This window comes from Bacillus pseudomycoides DSM 12442 (assembly GCF_000161455.1).
Taxonomy (GTDB): Bacteria; Bacillota; Bacilli; order Bacillales; family Bacillaceae_G; genus Bacillus_A; species Bacillus_A pseudomycoides.
Window position 1 is genome coordinate 3814017 of the sequence record NZ_CM000745.1, and the last position, 18408, is coordinate 3832424.

Below are 18408 nucleotides of genomic sequence, written 5' to 3' on the forward strand. Positions count from 1 at the left end.
AAGTGGAAGAAGCTGAAGAACCAACGCGGGAAGTTGGAGCGGTTGAAGAAGCTGAAGAACCAACGCGGGAAGTTGGAGCGGTGGAAGAAGCTGAAGAATCAACGCGGGAAGTTGAAGCAGTGGAGGAACCCGAAGAAACGCTGGTAGCAGAAACATTTGAAGAAGCAAAAATTGCCGAAACAGCGAAAGAGTCTGCAGAAGAAACGGCTCAAGTAGTAGTTGAAAAAACGACAGAACAAGAGAATTTGGTTTCTAAAGCGGAAAACAATGTTTCAGAAACATCTTCAGCAGCAGACGAGCACACGAAGGAAGCAGTTCAAAACTTTGCAAATGTATTAATCGAAGAGGCAGAAGAAAAGCAAGAAGTTGCTGTGGAACAGCCTGTTAAGCAAAAAGAAGAACCGAAACGTGAGAAAAAGCGTCATGTGCCGTTTAATGTTGTGATGTTAAAACAAGATAGAAGAAAGTTAATAGAGAGACATGTGGCAGGAATGAAAACGCCGCAGACTCCTATAAAACAAGCTGAAGAACCAGTAAAGGTGCACGAGCAGCCTGTACAACAAGTGGAAGAAGCACCACAAGGAAAAGCGCAAACTGCACAGCAAATTATAGTGGAAACTCAAGTGGAAGAGAAACCAGTAGAACAAGTTATAGTGGAAACTCGAGAAGAAGAGAGACCAGCACAGCAAGTAGTGGTGGGAACTCAAGAAGAAGAGAAACCAGTAGAACGAGTGGCAGTGGAAAATCAAGTAACAGAGGAGCCAGTTCAACAAACGGAAATGAAGGCACCTGTTGCAAGTGCAGGAGTACAAGAGAAAGCATACGTTATAGCGCGAAGAGAGAATGATATGCGTAATGTACTGCAAACACCGCCTGAATATGCTATGCCACCATTAACACTATTGACGATTCCAAGTCAGTCGACATTAGATAATACGGAATGGTTAGAAGAACAGAAAGAATTATTAGATACGACGTTTAATAATTTCCATGTTGGGGCTCATGTTATCAATGTTTCACAAGGACCAGCTGTAACGCGCTTCGAAGTACAACCTGATCCGGGTGTGAAAGTAAATAAAATCACAAATTTAAGTGATGATATTAAGCTGAGTTTAGCTGCAAAAGATATTCGAATTGAAGCACCGATTCCAGGGAAGAGTGCCATCGGAATTGAGGTTCCGAATAAAGAAAGTAAGCCTGTATTCCTGCGAGAAATTTTGAGAAGTCCTGTGTTCACGAAAAGTGAATCACCGCTTACAGTTGCGCTTGGACTTGATATTTCTGGTGCTCCAATTGTAACGGATATAAGGAAGATGCCGCATGGACTGATCGCTGGTGCGACTGGTTCAGGGAAAAGTGTCTGTATTAACGCGATTTTAACAAGTATTTTATATAAAGCGAAACCACATGAAGTGAAGCTGATGTTGATTGATCCGAAAATGGTTGAGCTTGCACCATATAATTCTATTCCCCATCTTGTAGCACCTGTTATTACAGATGTGAAAGCAGCTACAGCAGCGTTAAAATGGGCTGTAGAAGAGATGGAACGCCGTTATGAATTGTTTGCGCATGTTGGTGCACGTGATTTAACTCGTTATAATACCATCGTAAGTAGCCGAGAAATCCCAGGTGAAGCATTGCCGTACATTGTTATTGTAATTGATGAGTTAGCCGATTTAATGATGGTTGCTCCTGGTGATGTAGAGGAAGCAATTTGCCGCATTGCACAAAAAGCACGTGCTTGTGGTATTCACTTATTAGTTGCAACGCAGCGTCCGTCTGTGGATGTTATTACAGGATTGATTAAATCAAACATTCCAACGCGTATTGCGTTTACAGTATCATCTCAAGTAGATTCACGTACAATCATTGATATTGGAGGAGCGGAAAAATTACTTGGTCGCGGTGATATGCTATTTTTAGGAAACGGTACGTCAAAACCCGTCCGTGTACAAGGGGTATACGTATCGGATGATGAAATTGAAAAAACAGTTGAACATGTGAAAAAGCAAATGAAGTCCAACTATTTATTTAAGCAAGAGGATTTATTGGCGAAAACAGAACAACATGAAGCCGAAGATGAACTGTTTTTTGATGCATGTCAATTTGTTGTAGAACAAGGGGGAGCGTCCACATCTTCTGTACAGAGAAAATTCCGCATCGGTTATAATCGTGCGGCACGTCTTATTGAAGAGATGGAAGCACAAGGAATTATATCTGAAGCACGGGGAACAAAACCGAGAGATGTCCTTATTTCAGAGGATGAATTTGCTGCTATGCAGGAAACGAATGTATAGGAAGCGGTTTTGCTGTATACTAAGAGAAAATGTTGGATAGTAAAGTAGGGAGTAAACGACATGAAAGAAATTGAATTAAAATTAAAAGGTGAAATCAATCGACTAACAAATAAAACATTTAAATTTGATGAACGAGTTGGGGAAGGTTGGTTCTCTGCCGTTTACTTTTTAAAAACTCGTGACATTATTCAAGAATTTCGCCCGAAAAGTGTTGTGACAATGCAATTTTTCCAAAAGGAACATGCGATACTTTGCGGAACAGATGAAGTATTAGCATTGTTACAAACATTTGCTGAACATCCGGAAGAGCTTGAAATCCATTCTTTAAAAGATGGGGACAATATTAATCCATTTGAAACAGTTTTAACAATCTCTGGACCTTATGAATATTTCGGGTTTTTAGAAGGTGTAATCGATGGGATTTTAGCTCGTCGTACATCTGTTGCAACAAATGTATATAATGTTGTACAAGCTGCTCGCAGCGGTGAAAAAGAAAAACCGGTTATTTTCATGGGAGACCGTGATGATCATTATACACAGCAAGCTGGTGATGGATATGCGGCGTATATTGGTGGTATGAGTGCACAAGCAACGCATGCAATGAATGAATGGTGGGGCAAGAGTGGAATGGGGACAATGCCTCACGCATTGATTCAAATGTTTAATGGAGATGTTGTAGAAGCTGCAAAAGCGTACTATAAAAAGTTTCCAGAGGATGATTTAGTTGTACTGATTGACTACAATAATGATGTGATTACAGATGGTCTTCGTGTTGCACGTGAATTCGGCTCAGAATTAAAAGGTGTACGCATTGATACATCACGTACAATGATTGATCAGTATTTCATTCGTCATCCAGAAGTACTTGGCACATTTGACCCTCGTGGTGTAAATCCATCCCTTGTTTTCGCGCTCCGTAAAGCGCTTGATGAAGAAGGGTTCCAGCATGTAAATATTGTTGTAACTGGTGGATTTGATGAAAAACGTATTCATGAATTTGAAGCGCAAAATGTTCCTGTAGATCTATACGGAGTGGGCAGCAGTTTATTAAAAATGAACATTGGTTTTACAGGTGATAATGTAGAATTAAATGGAAAACCAGAAGCGAAAGCTGGACGTAAATATCGTCCAAACCCACGTTTAGAGCGTGTTCAATTAGAAAAAAGAGAAGATATGTAAGAAGAGGAAAAACTGATAGGGAATTGACCCTATCAGTTTTTCTGTTATCATAGTATAACGGATTGTTTTTTGCTATAATAAGTTTGTTATGGACATATAAGAAGTACGTACGTGTTTATCCCGATTGGTGAGAGCTAATGAAAGTTCCGCTGTATCGAGAATGTATGATGATTACCAAAATAAGAAAAGATTCATATACTGTCTTATAGATAGGCCGTTGTATTAGTTCGAAATGTTGGAGGTTCTTTAAGATGACAGTTTACCATTTTGTAGGAATTAAAGGAACAGGAATGAGTTCATTAGCACAAATTCTTCATGACATGAAGCATACTGTTCAAGGTTCTGATTTTGAAAAACGTTTCTTTACACAAGTAGCTTTGGAAAAGCGTGGTATCTCCATCCTTCCTTTTGATAAAAATAATGTAAAAGAAGGACAAGTGATTATCGCAGGAAATGCGTTCCCTGATACGCATGAAGAGATTGTAGCAGCGAAAGAGTTAAATATCCCAGTACACCGTTACCATCATTTTTTAGGGAATCTTATGAGTAAGTATACAAGTGTTGCTGTAACAGGTGCACATGGAAAAACATCAACAACCGGCTTGTTAGCCCATGTAATGCAAGGTGCACACCCAACGTCTTACCTTATTGGAGATGGAACAGGGCATGGGGTAGAAAATAGTAAGTATTTTGTGTTTGAGGCATGTGAGTACCGTCGTCATTTCTTGTCTTACTATCCAGACTATGCAATTATGACAAATATTGATTTTGACCATCCGGATTACTTTACAGACATTAATGATGTATTTAGTGCATTCCAAGAGATGGCACTTCAAGTGAAAAAAGGAATCATTGCATGTGGTGATGATGAAGAACTGCAAAAAATTCAAGCGAAAGTACCTGTTATTTTCTATGGATTTGGTGAAGATAATGATTTCCAAGCACGTAACATCCAAAAGAGAACAGATGGTACTGTATTTGATGTGTTCGTTCGTAATACGTATTATGAAACATTCAAAATTACAGGTTACGGCAATCACAGCGTATTAAATGCATTAGCAGTTATCGCGCTTTGTCACTATGAAAATGTTGATGTAGAAGCAGTAAAACATCAATTGACAACGTTTGGAGGCGTAAAACGTCGCTTTAATGAAAAACCGATGGGAGAACAGGTCATCATCGATGATTATGCACACCATCCGACAGAAATTAACGCAACGATTGAAGCTGCTCGTCAAAAGCATCCAGAGCGTGAAATTGTCGCTGTATTCCAGCCACACACATTCTCACGTACTGAAAAGTTCTTAGATGAGTTCGCGGAAAGCCTAAGCAAGGCTGATCAAGTATACCTATGTGATATTTTCGGATCAGCACGTGAAAACAAAGGTGACTTAACAATTCAAGATCTGCAAAAGCGTATTGATGGTGCAGAATTGATTACCGATACAACAACGAATGTATTAAAGAAACATAAAAACGGCGTTCTTATTTTCATGGGCGCAGGTGATATTCAAAAATTCGAAGCGGCTTACGTGAAAGAAGTGCAAGTTGCGGAGAAGTAATAAAGCGAAGACGTGCAGCGGTGGCTGCACGTCTTTTTATGTCAATTGTTGTAGAATGGTCGCTATATGGTGTACTAGGTAAAAAATTTATTAAAGTTGGTAGTCAAAGACAAACAACGACATATACAATGACTGTTGGAGTGCTTGCTTTCATCATTGTGTCCTTTATGCAACAGAGTGTAGTAGCGATTCCAGAAATTCCTCTATTAGCATGGTTATCTATTTTATTTATGGCAATTGGAATAAGCGTGCTTGGTTATCTTTGGTGGAATAAAGGAATCGCGCAAATTGGGGCAGAAAAAACCTCTTTGTTCTTTAACTTAGTTCCCGTTGTTACAATGCTTGTTTCTTTTGTAGAAGGAGTGAGTATCACAATCTCGCAATGTTTAGGGATGATTTTAGTCATTACAGGTGTTCTATATTCTTCCGGTTTTCTTGCTATAAAATCCAAAAAAGAAAGTGTGAATATATAACCCTTAACATTTTATAATTAGAAATGTTAGAATAATAAGAAAAAGTGTTAGAGGGGATAGAGCAATGTTTACACTTCGAGTCGATGATGAAATCAAACTTCAATTGTTAGAAAAACATCATAAAGAAGAATTGTATCAATTAGTAGATCAAAACAGGGAGCATTTAAGAAAATGGCTTCCATGGGTAGATGGGACAAAATCTGCTGATGCATATGACGAAATTCTTCCGATGTGGCTAAAGAAATATGCGGATGGAAACGGTTTTGAAACAGGTATACGTTATAAAGGAAAGCTCGTTGGAATGGTCGGTATTCACGAGGTGAACTGGGCTAAGAAAGCAACAAGTCTTGGATACTACCTTGCAGAAGAAGCAGGTGGAAAAGGAATTATGACAAGGAGTGTAAAAGCGGTGCTTCGCTATGCGTTTGAAGAACTAAAATTGAATAAGATAGAAATCCGTTGTGGGGTAGAGAATCAGAAAAGCCGTGCGATTCCGGAGCGACTTGGCTTTAAGTTAGATGGAGTTATGCGTGATGAAGAGTGGCTTTATGACCATTTCCATGATCTTGCTGTGTATAGTTTACTAGCTTCAGAATGGAAGGAGATTCGATGAGCGATACGATTTACATTCAGTCATATGAAAGTAAGTACCAATCTGAAGTAGTCGATTTAATTATTCACATTCAGCAAAAAGAATATAACGTACCAATTACAAAGGAAGAACAGCCAGATTTACAAGAAATTGAGCAGTTTTACCAAAGAGATAACGGAAGTTTCTGGGTAGCAACACATGATGGGAAAGTAGTTGGAACTGTAGCTTTATTAGATATTGGGAATCAACAAGTAGCCTTGAGGAAAATGTTTGTGAAAAAAGAATTTCGGGGCAAGGTGTGGAATACCGCGAGCATGTTACTCCAAACAGCTATCTCTTGGGCAAAAGAAAGAGAATTAGAAGGAATTTATTTAGGAACAACAGTACAGTTTTTAGCGGCACATCGTTTTTATGAGAAAAATGGATTTCAGAGTATGAAAGTGGAAGAGTTACCAGGGAGTTTTCCGGTGCTGCAGGTAGATAAGAAATTTTATAGGTATGGTTTGTGAAGAATAGAGATCATTCAAATCGAGAATGATCTCTATTTTTTTGTTAAGGAAAATGGAAATGATGGTATAATTTAGGTGAGAGGTGATGGTATGAAATTTCCTATCCAAAGAAGCACACCAATTATGATTTTTGTAAGTGCAATGTTGATCCTTATGGTTGTTTGGCCAAGCGGAATGCTGATTATAGACAATGGAAACTGGGGATCAGCACTGATTGGGATGGCAATTTGCCTCATTGTAAATGTCCCTCTTGTTTGGGATGTATTCATTAAGAAACATACAGTCGAAAATGGTGTATTGAAATATGGCATATTGAACGAAGACGTTACACTATCTGATATAAGAATGGTGCGTCAAGTTGGAAAATCACTCGAAATTACAACGAACCGATACAAAGTCCATATGATTGCTATGCCAACAGATAAAGAAAAGTTGTTGTCACTCATTCAAGAAGCGAACCCACATGTGAAAATAGATCTAAAAGCATAATGGAGGACGAGGAATGAAACATTTTCGGCTGTTATTTTGTTTTGAATTATTGATGGTACTGGTCGTTTGCGTTAGAGGGTATGTTCGTTGGGAGTGGCCGTTGTATTTGTCGATAGGTGTAGGCATTTTAGCAGTTGTACTTTTATTTTATTACCATTCTCGTCAAATCAGAAACAAAGGACAGGAAGTGGAGAAATAATATTGACCGTCCGACAAAACGAGACGTACCAAAAGAGCTCTCCCATCAAAAGGAGAGCTCCTTCACATTTTATTTTAAGTTCTCAGGATTTAAAGCTTCTAATTCAGGTACAACGAAGCGACCGTCTTTACGGATTAATACGTCGTCGAAGTAAATTTCACCGCCGCCGTATTCAGGGCGCTGGATGCATACTAAATCCCAGTGGATGTTAGAGTTGTTGCCATTCCATGCATCGTCATAAGCTTGTCCAGGTGTAAAGTGGAAGCTACCGTCGATTTTTTCATCAAATAGGATATCACCCATTGGATGTAAGATATATGGGTTTACGCCGATTGCAAATTCACCAACGTAGCGTGCACCTTCATCTGTATCGAAGATTTTGTTAATGCGTTCTGTATCGTTTGCAGTTGCTTCAACGATTTGACCGTTTTTAAATGTAAGCTGTACGTTTTCGAATGTATAGCCGTTGTAAGGTGATGGCGTGTTATAAGAAACTGTACCGTTAACAGAATCGCGAACTGGTGCAGAGTATACTTCACCGTCTGGAATGTTCAAATGACCAGAGCATTTAATAGCTGGAATATCTTTAATGGAGAATGTTAAGTCAGTTCCAGGACCAGCAAGGCGAACTTTATCTGTTTTGTTCATTAATTCAACAAGGTTATCCATTGCTTTATCCATTTTGCCATAATCCAAGTTACATACTTCGAAGTAGAAGTCTTCGAATGCTTCTGTGCTCATTTTTGCAAGTTGTGCCATAGATGCATTTGGGTAGCGAAGAACAACCCAGCGTGTTTTTGGAACACGAATGTCTCTATGAACTTTTTTACCAACTGTTTGACCGTGGATCTTCATGCGTTCACTTGGAACGTCGGCTTGTTCGTTAATGTTATCGCCAGAGCGAAGACCGATGTAAGCGTCCATATCTTTCATTACGCTTGCTTCATATGCAGCGATTTGCTCGAAGTGTTCTTCAGTAGCGCCCATTAATAATGAGCGATCGACTTGATGATCTTTCAATGAAACAAATGGGAAACCACCAGCTGCATAGGCTTCTTTTACAAGTGCAGTTACAAGTTCTTTTTGCAAGCCAAAGTTTTCAATCAATACTTTTTCGCCTTTTTGTAAGCGGATTGAGTAGTTAATTAAATTGTGTGCTAAAGTTTCAATACGTGGATCTTTCATATGTAAAGCCTCCCTACTAATTATGTATCCTTCCTTATTGTACCCTACTTGCTGGAATTTGTTTAATAATTTATGGTACATTTGACGAACAAGTGTGAAAATTCTAATGAAATCATAAGGATTAGAACGAAACGGAAAATGATTGTATAATAGGAGAAAGTATGAAAAAGATAAAGGAAGTGATGAAATGCAAGTTCTTTTATACGTAAGTGCAGCTATAGCTGCCGTTGCTTTTGCAATTTTAGTGATATATACATGTAGAACATTATTATCATTGCAGAAGACGTTAGAAAATGTTGCAAGTACATTAGAAGGCTTAGAGAAGCAAATGCAAGGGATAAGCGTAGAGACAGAACAATTATTACATAAGACGAATGCATTAGCTGATGATATTCAGCAGAAATCTCAGTCATTAAATAAAGTAGTAGAAGGCGTAGATGGAATTGGAACAACAATTCATTCTTTAAATACGAAACTTCGCAATGTATCAGATTCTGTAACAAATGAAATTGAAAATAATGCAGACAAAGTTGCACAAGTTGTACAATGGAGTAGTGCAGCGATTGAAGTGTATAATCATTTTCGTGCTACTAGACAAGAGAAGAAATTAGAAAAAGCTGAGAAGAAGCTAGAGAAGGAAGAGAAAAAAGAGAAAAAAGAGAAGCGCTCTAGACTTCCAATTCGTATGAGAGGTGAATAAAGTGAGCATGACAAAAATCGAAACAATGGAAGAGTTTGAAGCATTATTAGAAACAGCGGAACCATATATTCTTTTTAAACATAGTACAACATGTCCAATTAGCCAAGGAGCCTACGCAGAATTTGAGGCATATTGTCAAGATACAAAAGAAACACCTACTTATTATTTATACGTACAAGATGCAAGAGATGTTTCGAATCGTATTGCAGAGCACTTTGGTATTAAACATGAGTCGCCGCAAGTGCTATATATAAAAGATGGGGTAGCGGTATGGCATACATCCCATTGGAATATTAAGAAGCAAACTTTAGAAGAGAATGTGAAGTAGGGAGAAGTAAGCGGAGACGCTTGCTTCTTTTTTTAGGATTCATGAACTATGTAAATACAGATTGAAAAACTGATAGAAAACTGTTCTTTTTAGGTGGAAGAGAGGATCTACTCATGCATAGAAGTGGTCAGAGCCTCTTCTGCTCCCATGCCAAGTGAAAACAAAGAGAGAAAACGAGTGAAGGTTGAGTATGCTTTGTGTAAGTGAAAGGTAACAATATATATTTCAAATAAGAGAACGATTCCATTCACAATGTATATCATGTGACAACCTGATATCTATCGGATATAATAAATTATCTTAACCATGATAATAAGGTAATCTTTATATATAACTTGAAAGAGGTGGCTTTCTTATGGCATCACAAGAATTAGATCGTTTACGCTCTCAAATTGATCAAATGAACCTACAAATTTTAGAATTATTAAATGAAAGAGGTCGTCTTGTTCAAGAGGTTGGTAAGTTGAAAGAAGTACAAGGTGTGAAACGATTTGATCCTGTACGTGAGCGTAATATGCTTGATTTAATTGCTGAGAAGAATGATGGACCGTTTGAAACATCAACTCTTCAACATATTTTTAAACAAATTTTTCAAACAAGCCTAGAATTACAAGAAGATGATCACCGTAAAGCACTTCTTGTTTCACGTAAGACAAAGCCAGAGGATACGATTGTTGATATAAAAGGTGAAAAAATTGGTGATGGCAATCCTCACTTTATTATGGGACCATGTGCGGTTGAAAGTTATGAGCAAGTGCGCCAAGTTGCGGAAGCAATGAAGGAACAAGGGTTAAAGCTAATGCGCGGCGGTGCATTCAAACCTCGTACATCGCCGTATGATTTCCAAGGGCTTGGCTTAGAAGGCTTGCAAATTTTACGACAAGTGGCGGATGAATATGATTTAGCGGTCATTAGTGAAATTTTAAATCCGAATGATATTGAAAGGGCATTAGATTATGTTGATGTCATTCAAATTGGTGCTCGTAATATGCAAAACTTCGATCTACTCAAGGCTGCTGGATCGGTGAAAAAGCCAGTATTGTTAAAACGTGGTTTATCAGCAACGATTGAAGAATTTATGTATGCGGCAGAATATATTATTGCACAAGGTAACGGAGATATTATTTTATGTGAGCGCGGCATCAGGACGTATGAAAAGGCAACGCGTAATACGCTTGATATTTCTGCTGTGCCAATTTTGAAGAAAGAAACACATTTACCTGTCGTAGTGGATGTAACGCACTCTACAGGACGACGTGATCTCTTATTACCAGCTGCAAAAGCAGCGATGGCAATCGGTGCTGATGCGGTTATGGCTGAAGTACATCCGGACCCGGCTGTTGCGTTATCAGATTCAGCGCAACAAATGGATATTCCAGAATTCAATGAGTTTATGAAAGAATTAAAAGCATTCCGCGGTAGATAGTCAGAAGGGGCTGTAGGGTCTATGTGACACTTGTTGCATAGACTTTTTTGCAGAAAATGTCCTTTTTTACATAAAAAATACGAAAATAGGAGAAAAGAAGCGAATTTTTTCGAAACTTTTGCGGGAAAATATTGTATGAGCCTGCATTTTTATCGTATCATTAGTAAAAGGACTCGGGAGTGACATCTTCAAGTAGAGTTGATGTCTTTTTTTCATTTTAGTGAACCGATACATAAAGATAGATAACATAATATAGAAGGAGTGTGCGAAGAGATGAACGTAACAATCTATGATGTAGCGCGCGAAGCGAACGTTTCGATGGCAACCGTATCACGTGTTGTAAACGGTAATCCAAATGTAAAGCCTACAACAAGAAAGAAAGTATTAGAAGCAATTGATCGTTTAGGATATCGCCCAAATGCGGTAGCACGTGGACTAGCAAGTAAGAAAACAACAACAGTAGGTGTTATTATTCCAGATATCTCTAATACGTTTTATGCAGAACTTGCACGTGGAATCGAAGATATCGCAACAATGTACAAATATAACATCATTTTAAGTAACTCTGACCAAAATAAAGAAAAAGAGTTTCATTTATTAAATACAATGCTTGGTAAACAAGTGGACGGTATTGTATTCATGGGTGAAGATATTACAGATGCTCATGTAGAAGAGTTTAAAAAGTCTCCAGTACCAATCGTTTTAGCAGCATCATTTGATGAGAACAATGAAACATCATCAGTAAATATCGATTATACACAAGCAGCTTATGATGCAATGAAGCATTTCTTAGGACAGGGTCATAAACGTATTGGTTTTGTATCAGGCCCTTACATTGATAAAGCGGGAAGCGCAAAGAAATTACAAGGTTATAAAAAAGCTTTAGAAGAAGCTAGTATCGCTTATGATGAAAATCTTGTAATCGACGGAGATTACACATACGACTCAGGTCTAGAAGCATTTGAAAAGCTTTGGGAACTTGATCAAAAACCAACAGCAATCTTTGTATCTTCAGATGAAATGGCACTAGGTGTAATTCATGCAGCGCAAGATGCAGGATTAAATGTACCAGAAAACGTAGAAGTACTTGGTTTTGACAACACACGCCTTGCATTAATGGTACGCCCGCAGCTTTCAACAGTTGTACAACCAATGTATGACATCGGTGCAGTAGCAATGCGTCTACTTACAAAATACATGAACAAAGAAAACGTAGAAGATCATACAGTTATCTTACCTCACCGTATTCAATTTAGAGATTCAACGAAGTAAGAATAGGAAAACTCACAGGGAATCCTGTGAGTTTTTTTGTTCTAATGATATAAGATGTAATTTCTTTCATTAAGAAAGTGATTTAATACTAGCAGATGAACCTACGGCTAGCTTAGATGCTGAAAATGAAAAAAGTAATACTAGAGTATTTGAAACAATTGAATGAAAAAGGAAAAACAATAGTAGTTGTTACACATAATCAAGATATATTGCCTTATTTTTCGCGTGTCATTTGTTTACATGAATTGTTTTAAAGATAGAGGAGAGTGCAGAGTTATGAGAAGGAATTTTCATAACTCTGCACTTTTCTATTTCTCAAAGCAACTGATTCTTCTTAGTTGTACGAATAAAAAAGAATAACATGGATTATGATCTTAATTATTTTCAATAAACGCCCATAGTTCATCTGTATTACGCAGATTATTATCTATACACATTTGCGCAGTTATTTTGAATCCTGTTAACAAATCATCAATTTGTAAAGTATGATAATTCTCTATATCTCCTTCCCTCTAGCATACTCTGTTTAACAGTACTTCAACATTCATCCCCTTTCCCAAGCACTTGCAGGACATAGTCCATGTGGTAGGGAGGGGGCATTCACCGGTAAAATTTCCTACAATTACGAAATGTCATGTATAATAGAAAGAAAAGGTTTGTGAGGGGGGAAGAAAAGATGATCGTTCTTTGGATGATTACGCTTTGTATGACTACTGTTTTTGCATATATGACGTTAAAACAAAATGGTCTAAAGCGCTTTGTTCCAGGAAGTATTCTTGCAGGAATTGCCCTTATCACGTATGTAACTTCTATTTTTATTGAAAGTATTTCAGTGAATTTGAGCACAAGCTTCGTATTTGTTGCAATTACATTATTTGCAGGTTCTATTATGATATTAGTGGTTGCCGGTATTATTTTGTTCATTCATATGAATTCGGAAACGCTATAAGATATAAAAAAGCATGTCCTATATGGGCATGCTTTTTATCCGTTCAATTATGCGTTGTCTTTTGAAGTATTTTGTTGTTTCAATAAGTCGCGAATTTCGCCAAGAAGTAATTCTTCTTTTGTTGGTTCTGGAATTTCTTCTTTCTTTTCTTCTTCTTTTTTGAATGTTAGTTTGTTGAAAACTTTAATAAATGCAAAGATAGCACCTGCGATGATTAAGAAGTCAAAGATAGTTTGGATGAAGTTACCATACATAATAGCTGTTTTACCAAATGTAATTTTCAAACCTGTAAAGTCGATACCACCCATTAACATACCGATTAATGGTGTGATAATATCTTTTACTAAAGAACTTACAATTTTTCCGAAAGCAGCTCCGATTACAACCCCGATAGCTAAATCAATAACATTCCCTTTTAGGGCGAACTTTTTAAACTCGTTCCACATTTATAATTCCCATCCTTTCCATGACTCAGTATGAAATTTATAATTCCTATCAACATATTCTATAGAATATGTTGATAGAAATAAAGGGAAAATGGGAATGAAAGTAAATTCTGAAAAGTGTATCCGTTTCCTTCTATAAAATCCAAATTATGTGATTTATTTTTTTTCGATAGATTGTAATAATGATTCTAGCATTTGTTGGGATTTTAATCCTTCTACTCCATCAACTAGTGGCTTTGTATCCCCTTGTACACAATCGATGAAATGCTGCACAGCATCCTCAAATCCGCGTTGTTTTAATGTTGTTTCCCATGAAGGGGAACCGCTTTGTGTAATGCGATTATCTTGTTCAATCTCTAGTAGGTTCATGTTTTTTACACGAATGATTTTCCCTGTTGTCACAAGTTCGATTTGTTCTAAATTTGTTCCGGCATGGCGATGCATAGCAGTAGAGAGTAATGTGCCATTTGTGCTTGTATACGTATGATGACCATAAAAGAGTTCGTTTTTTTCGTTAGTTTGTATCATATTATGAACAACACGAAGATCATCATCAGCTAACCAGCGTGCTGTATCGACGATGTGTAAATAATCATCAAGCATTGTGAAGTCATATGTATATGGACCAACTTTGTTTGTGCGATGTTTTTCAATACGAATCCATGAAATATCATTTGCTTGTTCTTTTGCTGTAACATACATAGGGACAAATCGACGGTTAAAACCAACCATTAGTTTACGATTATGTTTTTCACTCAGTTCCACTAATCTTTCTGCTTGTTCGACTGTAGCAGCTAATGGTTTGTCAACGTAAACATCGATTCCTTTTTGAAGAAGTTCGGAAACGATTTCATAATGTGTTGCAGTGGAACTATGGACAAATATTGCGTCACATTCTGAAGCGAGAGTTTGTAAATTAGAGAAGTCTTGAATACGGTATTGCTCACAAATTTGTTTGCGTTTTTCAGCATTTGGTGTAAACGTTCCTGTAAATATCCAATCTGTTTCTTTTGTGAGAGTTGGAAGATAAGCTTTTTGTGCAATGCTGCCTATTCCAATCATACCAATCCGAGGTTTATTCATATGTTTTCCCACCCTGCTATGGATTTTTATAAGTTGTATAGTTGTATAGCAACTATACTGTAGCATATGTATTAGAAGGAAACAAAGATTAAAGTTTTGATATACTCGAAGCACTCTTTTACTGCAAGCACTTCGGATGATTATATTACAAAGCCGTTCAGTTCAAGTGAATGAGTTGCAAGAGTAAAAGCACATATCGCTCGTTATGAACGATTATCTGGAAATATGATCAAGCAGCAAGTGATTTAGTACTTGCTGCTTTCGTGCTGGAATGGTTTATAGAAAGTTTTAATAATAGACGAAAAATGATCGCTTTCTTCTAAAAAAGGATAATGGTTGCTATGTTCAAACGGAATAAAGATAGAACCAGGTATACCTTTGTGCATCTCGATAGAATATTGCACTGGACACTGAACGTCATGATTTCCACAAATGATTAATGTTTTTGCTGTAATAGATGAAAGCTGATCTCTTAAGTCGAATTGTGGGTATTCGTTAGCGAAAGCGTTCATCCGACTTACAGCCATTGTTTTATAAATCGGTTTCGAGAAGTATGTTTTATAGCGTTCTGGCTCATATAAAGATAATTTTGTTCGTTCAGATGATAATACACTTCGCTCTTTTGGAGTAAGTTTAGGGAGTTTCAATTCTTCGATGACATCTTGCATATATTGAAATTGTGGATGGCTTGGATGATAAATACAATCTGTTGTTTCTGTATAGTTACTAGCAGCGGCACCGACAACAACTAAGGATTGTAAGGAGGTAGGATAGGTAATTGCATACAGAAGACCAAGCATACCACCTGTAGAATGACCAGCGAAATGCAACGCTGAAAGGTGCAGTGATTCTTTTATTGCTTCTAAATCTTCAATTGTTTCGCTCATACTTAATTCATGTTCCGTTGTAGCTTTCGCAGAATGACCAGCATTTCTTAAATTAATAAGAAATACTTGGTGAGTAGAAGTAAAGATTTCAGCAAAATAATCACCAGATTCGTTAAACTCGGAGTAATGATGTGTAACGCATAGTGGGTCACCGCTGCCTTTTATAAATACTTCAAAAATACCACGCTTTGTATGTAAGAGTTTTTGTTCCCACATAAATATCACCTTTCATAAAAAAGAATAGGAGAAAGTCCCCTATTCTTATCATTTAATATAAAGCCTTTTTCGTATTATTCCGAATAATTTCAAGGGATTTTGCCACTGTTAATGCATTTTTTTCTTCAATTTCTGGCTTTCGAGGGATAGGGCTATACATGTTGTTAGGGTCTTCCCATGTGATGGGAAGTTCAATAGGTGCTTGTCCTTTCCAAGCTTCAATCCATTCTGGGGGGAGATAACCTGAGATGTTTTGGATATTGTTCATTTCGAGCCAAATGAGTGCCCATGCTCTTGGAACGACGCGCCATATATCATAGCCGCCACCACCAACGGCGATCCAGCGTCCGTCGCAGTATTCATTGGCGATTTCATGAGCAAGCTTTGGAATTTCACGATAAATTTGCATCGTTGCACAAAGGTGAGTAAGAGGATCGTAATAATGTGCATCGGCTCCGTTTTGCGTTAAAATGATATCCGGTTTAAAGTAAGCTGCGACTTCTTTTACCACGGTACGATAAGATTGTAAAAAAGATTCGTCTTCTGTAAAGGCATCGAGTGGAACGTTAAAAGAATAACTATAGCCAACACCTTGACCGCGCTCGTTTACAGCGCCGGTTCCAGGAAATAAATAGCGCCCAGTTTCATGTAGTGAGATGGTGCAGACGTTAGGGTCATCATAAAAGGACCATTGTACACCATCACCATGATGGGCATCTGTGTCAATGTATAAAACACGCAATCCATATTTTTTTTGCATATATTTTATAGCAATCGAGCTATCGTTATAAATGCAAAAACCAGATGCTTTGCCGCGAAATCCGTGGTGCAGGCCACCACCTAAATTTAATGCATGCTTTACTTGACCTGAAAGAACGGCATCTACAGCTGTTAATGTACCGCCAACAAGTAATGCGCTCGCTTCATGCATATTTGGAAACATCGGTGTATCTTCTGTTCCAAGACCGTATGACATGGCGATTGATCTTACTAATTTTCCTTCTCCAGCAAGTTTTACCGCATTTATGTATTCCTCTGTATGAATGAAAGCAATCTCCTCATCTGTTGCCATTCGCGGTGGAATGACTTGAGAAGGGTGAATCAGCCCACTCTTTTCTAGTAAATCGTAGGTGAGTGTAACACGAAGCTGATTAAAGGGATGTTCAGGGCTAAAGGAATAGCCCCGAAAATCATCTGAATAAATGAAGGCACTCTTCATGCCTGCATCCCCATTATGTTTGGCCATAAGACATGATAACCTTTTTGCTCTAATGTTTCGATCACTCTTAGAGGATTCATCGTTTGAATGCGGAAAACGAGTACTTTATCATTCTCGTCTCTTGCTGGATAGACGAGAACGCTCACAATATTAATATGTAAATCACTAAAAATAGCAACTACCTTTCCGAGAATACCAGGCTCATTTTTTACTTGAATTTCAATTTGTGAACTTGGCTGATGAGCACCTGTAAGTTTGACGAGTGTATGTAATACTGTAGATTCTGATATGATTCCAACAAGCTTTCCGCCCTTTGTAACAGGAAGACAGCCAATTTTATTTTCAAAAAATAACGTCGCAATTTCCTCAACAAAATCGAGAGGATGACACGTCATTACTGGCTGTTTCATAATTAACTGAATCGGTTGTTTAAGCATATCCATTGAAACTTGTTCATCGAGAATTGAAGGACTTGCATCACGTACATCGCGGTCAGAAATGATACCGACTACGTTGTTGTTATGACCAACAATTGGAATGTGACGAATGCCCTTTGTACGTATTGTTCGAATTGCGGTTTCGATTGTGTCATCTGGGTGCAGTGCGATTACATCATGATTCATAATTTCTTCTACAATCATTCCATATGTCCCCTTTCTTAATACATAAAACGATTTTTAAAGCGTAAACGGTCAAAATCTTGGATGGAATTTGTATCGACGCGGTTGCCGATACGAACCATTAAACAGTTAGCTGGGTGGGAACAAATTTCTGGATCATCTGTTGCCATCCATTCTAGTCCGCCGGCATTCATCATCTTTTCCATTACTTTACGGTATTCCCAAACATTTAAACCAGTTTGTTTTAAATCCCAGTGCCAATAATATTCAGTCGTTAATATAATATAATCTTCCATATGATCATCCATCATCGAAACCTCTAATAGATTTTTTCCAACCGAGCATCCGCGAAATGCGGGAATGACTTCAATTGCTCCGAGTTCAATTAAGTTTTCCATGTTTCCTTCTGACCATCGTTCTAGCGGATCAGGATATAAATATGTAACATATCCGACAATTGTTTGGTCATGTCTTGCGATAATGAGACGAGCTTCTGGTAATTTAGAAATTTCGACAATCGCTTTATATTGTTGATCAGCGGGACGAAAGGCAACTAAGTCTGGATGAAATTCATACATTTCAAGATTATGGGTAGATACAGGACCTTCAATGATTAAGGTTCCTCGCGTTGTTTTTAAGTTTCTTGCATTATATATTTTTTTATGAATCAATGTTTTGCTCACCACCTTGAGGGTTTGTGAATCTACTATATATTATCGTACTTTATAATATATGCGATGTGAATCGAATTTTGTCAGTAAAAATTTGTCTAAAAAT

Annotated in this window: 21 protein-coding genes and 1 pseudogene; 15 read left to right on the forward strand and 7 right to left on the reverse strand. The window is 37.7% G+C overall.

The window, feature by feature from the left end; genetic code table 11:
• The 8 genes from BPMYX0001_RS19365 to BPMYX0001_RS19400 all read left to right on the forward strand — a co-directional run.
• A partial coding sequence (locus tag BPMYX0001_RS19365; protein WP_279626196.1) for a DNA translocase FtsK occupies positions 1–2297 on the forward strand: 2297 nt, incomplete at its 5' end.
• Positions 2298–2357: 60 nt separating this feature from the next.
• Complete coding sequence (locus BPMYX0001_RS19370) at positions 2358–3476, forward strand: nicotinate phosphoribosyltransferase (protein ID WP_006096096.1); 1119 nt, start codon at positions 2358–2360, stop codon at positions 3474–3476.
• 251 nt (positions 3477–3727) lie between these two features.
• Positions 3728–5038 carry a UDP-N-acetylmuramate--L-alanine ligase gene (gene murC, locus BPMYX0001_RS19375; protein WP_003201097.1) on the forward strand — a complete coding sequence of 437 codons (1311 nt, stop codon included), beginning with the start codon at positions 3728–3730 and terminating at the stop codon, positions 5036–5038.
• A 38-nt stretch (positions 5039–5076) separates the two neighbouring features.
• Positions 5077–5511: a DMT family transporter gene (locus BPMYX0001_RS19380; protein WP_018782797.1), complete on the forward strand. Its 435-nt coding sequence runs from the start codon at positions 5077–5079 to the stop codon at positions 5509–5511.
• 64 nt (positions 5512–5575) lie between these two features.
• Positions 5576–6124 carry a GNAT family N-acetyltransferase gene (locus BPMYX0001_RS19385; protein ID WP_006096098.1) on the forward strand — a complete coding sequence of 183 codons (549 nt, stop codon included), beginning with the start codon at positions 5576–5578 and terminating at the stop codon, positions 6122–6124.
• A complete protein-coding gene (locus BPMYX0001_RS19390; RefSeq protein ID WP_018782796.1) occupies positions 6121–6612 on the forward strand; it encodes a GNAT family N-acetyltransferase in 492 nt (163 codons plus the stop codon). Before BPMYX0001_RS19385 ends, BPMYX0001_RS19390 begins: the two co-directional genes overlap by 4 nt.
• 90 nt (positions 6613–6702) lie before the next feature.
• Entirely contained in the window at positions 6703–7101 is a 399-nt protein-coding gene (locus tag BPMYX0001_RS19395; protein WP_033799127.1) for a PH domain-containing protein, read from the forward strand.
• A gap of 13 nt (positions 7102–7114) precedes the next feature.
• Positions 7115–7300 carry a hypothetical protein gene (locus tag BPMYX0001_RS19400; protein ID WP_018764520.1) on the forward strand — a complete coding sequence of 62 codons (186 nt, stop codon included), beginning with the start codon at positions 7115–7117 and terminating at the stop codon, positions 7298–7300.
• Between the two features lie 69 nt (positions 7301–7369).
• Here the strand turns inward: BPMYX0001_RS19400 and BPMYX0001_RS19405 are convergent, their stop codons facing one another.
• Positions 7370–8485 carry an aminopeptidase gene (locus BPMYX0001_RS19405; protein WP_033796453.1) on the reverse strand — a complete coding sequence of 372 codons (1116 nt, stop codon included), beginning with the start codon at positions 8483–8485 and terminating at the stop codon, positions 7370–7372.
• A gap of 142 nt (positions 8486–8627) precedes the next feature.
• On the opposite strand from BPMYX0001_RS19405, the gene BPMYX0001_RS19410 reads away from it, so the two are divergent.
• The 6 genes from BPMYX0001_RS19410 to BPMYX0001_RS19430 all read left to right on the forward strand — a co-directional run bounded on the left by BPMYX0001_RS19410 (position 8628) and on the right by BPMYX0001_RS19430 (position 13160).
• A complete protein-coding gene (locus BPMYX0001_RS19410; RefSeq protein WP_003201109.1) occupies positions 8628–9185 on the forward strand; it encodes a DUF948 domain-containing protein in 558 nt (185 codons plus the stop codon).
• 1 nt (position 9186) lies between these two features.
• Positions 9187–9513 carry a bacillithiol system redox-active protein YtxJ gene (ytxJ, locus tag BPMYX0001_RS19415; protein WP_033799128.1) on the forward strand — a complete coding sequence of 109 codons (327 nt, stop codon included), beginning with the start codon at positions 9187–9189 and terminating at the stop codon, positions 9511–9513.
• Between the two features lie 355 nt (positions 9514–9868).
• Positions 9869–10939 carry a bifunctional 3-deoxy-7-phosphoheptulonate synthase/chorismate mutase gene (locus BPMYX0001_RS19420; protein ID WP_006096104.1) on the forward strand — a complete coding sequence of 357 codons (1071 nt, stop codon included), beginning with the start codon at positions 9869–9871 and terminating at the stop codon, positions 10937–10939.
• 273 nt (positions 10940–11212) lie between these two features.
• Entirely contained in the window at positions 11213–12211 is a 999-nt protein-coding gene (ccpA, locus tag BPMYX0001_RS19425; protein ID WP_006096105.1) for a catabolite control protein A, read from the forward strand.
• A gap of 125 nt (positions 12212–12336) precedes the next feature.
• A complete protein-coding gene (locus BPMYX0001_RS34570; RefSeq protein WP_255261511.1) occupies positions 12337–12465 on the forward strand; it encodes a hypothetical protein in 129 nt (42 codons plus the stop codon).
• Positions 12466–12887: 422 nt separating this feature from the next.
• The gene (locus BPMYX0001_RS19430) at positions 12888–13160 is read left to right on the forward strand and encodes a DUF3917 domain-containing protein (RefSeq protein ID WP_016116657.1); all 273 of its coding nucleotides are present in this window, start codon (positions 12888–12890) and stop codon (positions 13158–13160) included.
• Positions 13161–13207: 47 nt separating this feature from the next.
• Here the strand turns inward: BPMYX0001_RS19430 and mscL are convergent, their stop codons facing one another.
• Both mscL and BPMYX0001_RS19440 read right to left on the reverse strand, forming a co-directional pair.
• The gene (gene mscL, locus BPMYX0001_RS19435; protein ID WP_006096108.1) at positions 13208–13606 is read right to left on the reverse strand and encodes a large conductance mechanosensitive channel protein MscL; all 399 of its coding nucleotides are present in this window, start codon (positions 13604–13606) and stop codon (positions 13208–13210) included.
• Between the two features lie 156 nt (positions 13607–13762).
• A complete protein-coding gene (locus BPMYX0001_RS19440; RefSeq protein ID WP_033799129.1) occupies positions 13763–14689 on the reverse strand; it encodes a Gfo/Idh/MocA family protein in 927 nt (308 codons plus the stop codon).
• A gap of 132 nt (positions 14690–14821) precedes the next feature.
• Between BPMYX0001_RS19440 and BPMYX0001_RS32715 the strand changes: the two are divergent.
• Positions 14822–14929: pseudogene (locus BPMYX0001_RS32715) on the forward strand (DNA-binding response regulator); the annotation flags it as partial.
• 5 nt (positions 14930–14934) lie between these two features.
• Here BPMYX0001_RS32715 and BPMYX0001_RS19445 read toward each other — a convergent pair.
• From BPMYX0001_RS19445 to BPMYX0001_RS19460, 4 genes are read right to left on the reverse strand one after another with little or no spacing between them, the layout of a single operon-like run.
• On the reverse strand, positions 14935–15792 hold the full coding sequence (locus BPMYX0001_RS19445; protein ID WP_006096110.1) for an alpha/beta fold hydrolase: 858 nt from the start codon (positions 15790–15792) through the stop codon (positions 14935–14937).
• A gap of 52 nt (positions 15793–15844) precedes the next feature.
• On the reverse strand, positions 15845–17011 hold the full coding sequence (locus BPMYX0001_RS19450) for an acetoin utilization protein AcuC (protein WP_078211648.1): 1167 nt from the start codon (positions 17009–17011) through the stop codon (positions 15845–15847).
• The gene (locus tag BPMYX0001_RS19455; RefSeq protein ID WP_003201129.1) at positions 17008–17652 is read right to left on the reverse strand and encodes an acetoin utilization AcuB family protein; all 645 of its coding nucleotides are present in this window, start codon (positions 17650–17652) and stop codon (positions 17008–17010) included. Before BPMYX0001_RS19455 ends, BPMYX0001_RS19450 begins: the two co-directional genes overlap by 4 nt.
• Before the next feature lie 17 nt (positions 17653–17669).
• Entirely contained in the window at positions 17670–18302 is a 633-nt protein-coding gene (locus BPMYX0001_RS19460; protein ID WP_018764512.1) for a GNAT family N-acetyltransferase, read from the reverse strand.
• Positions 18303–18408: the final 106 nt, after the last annotated feature.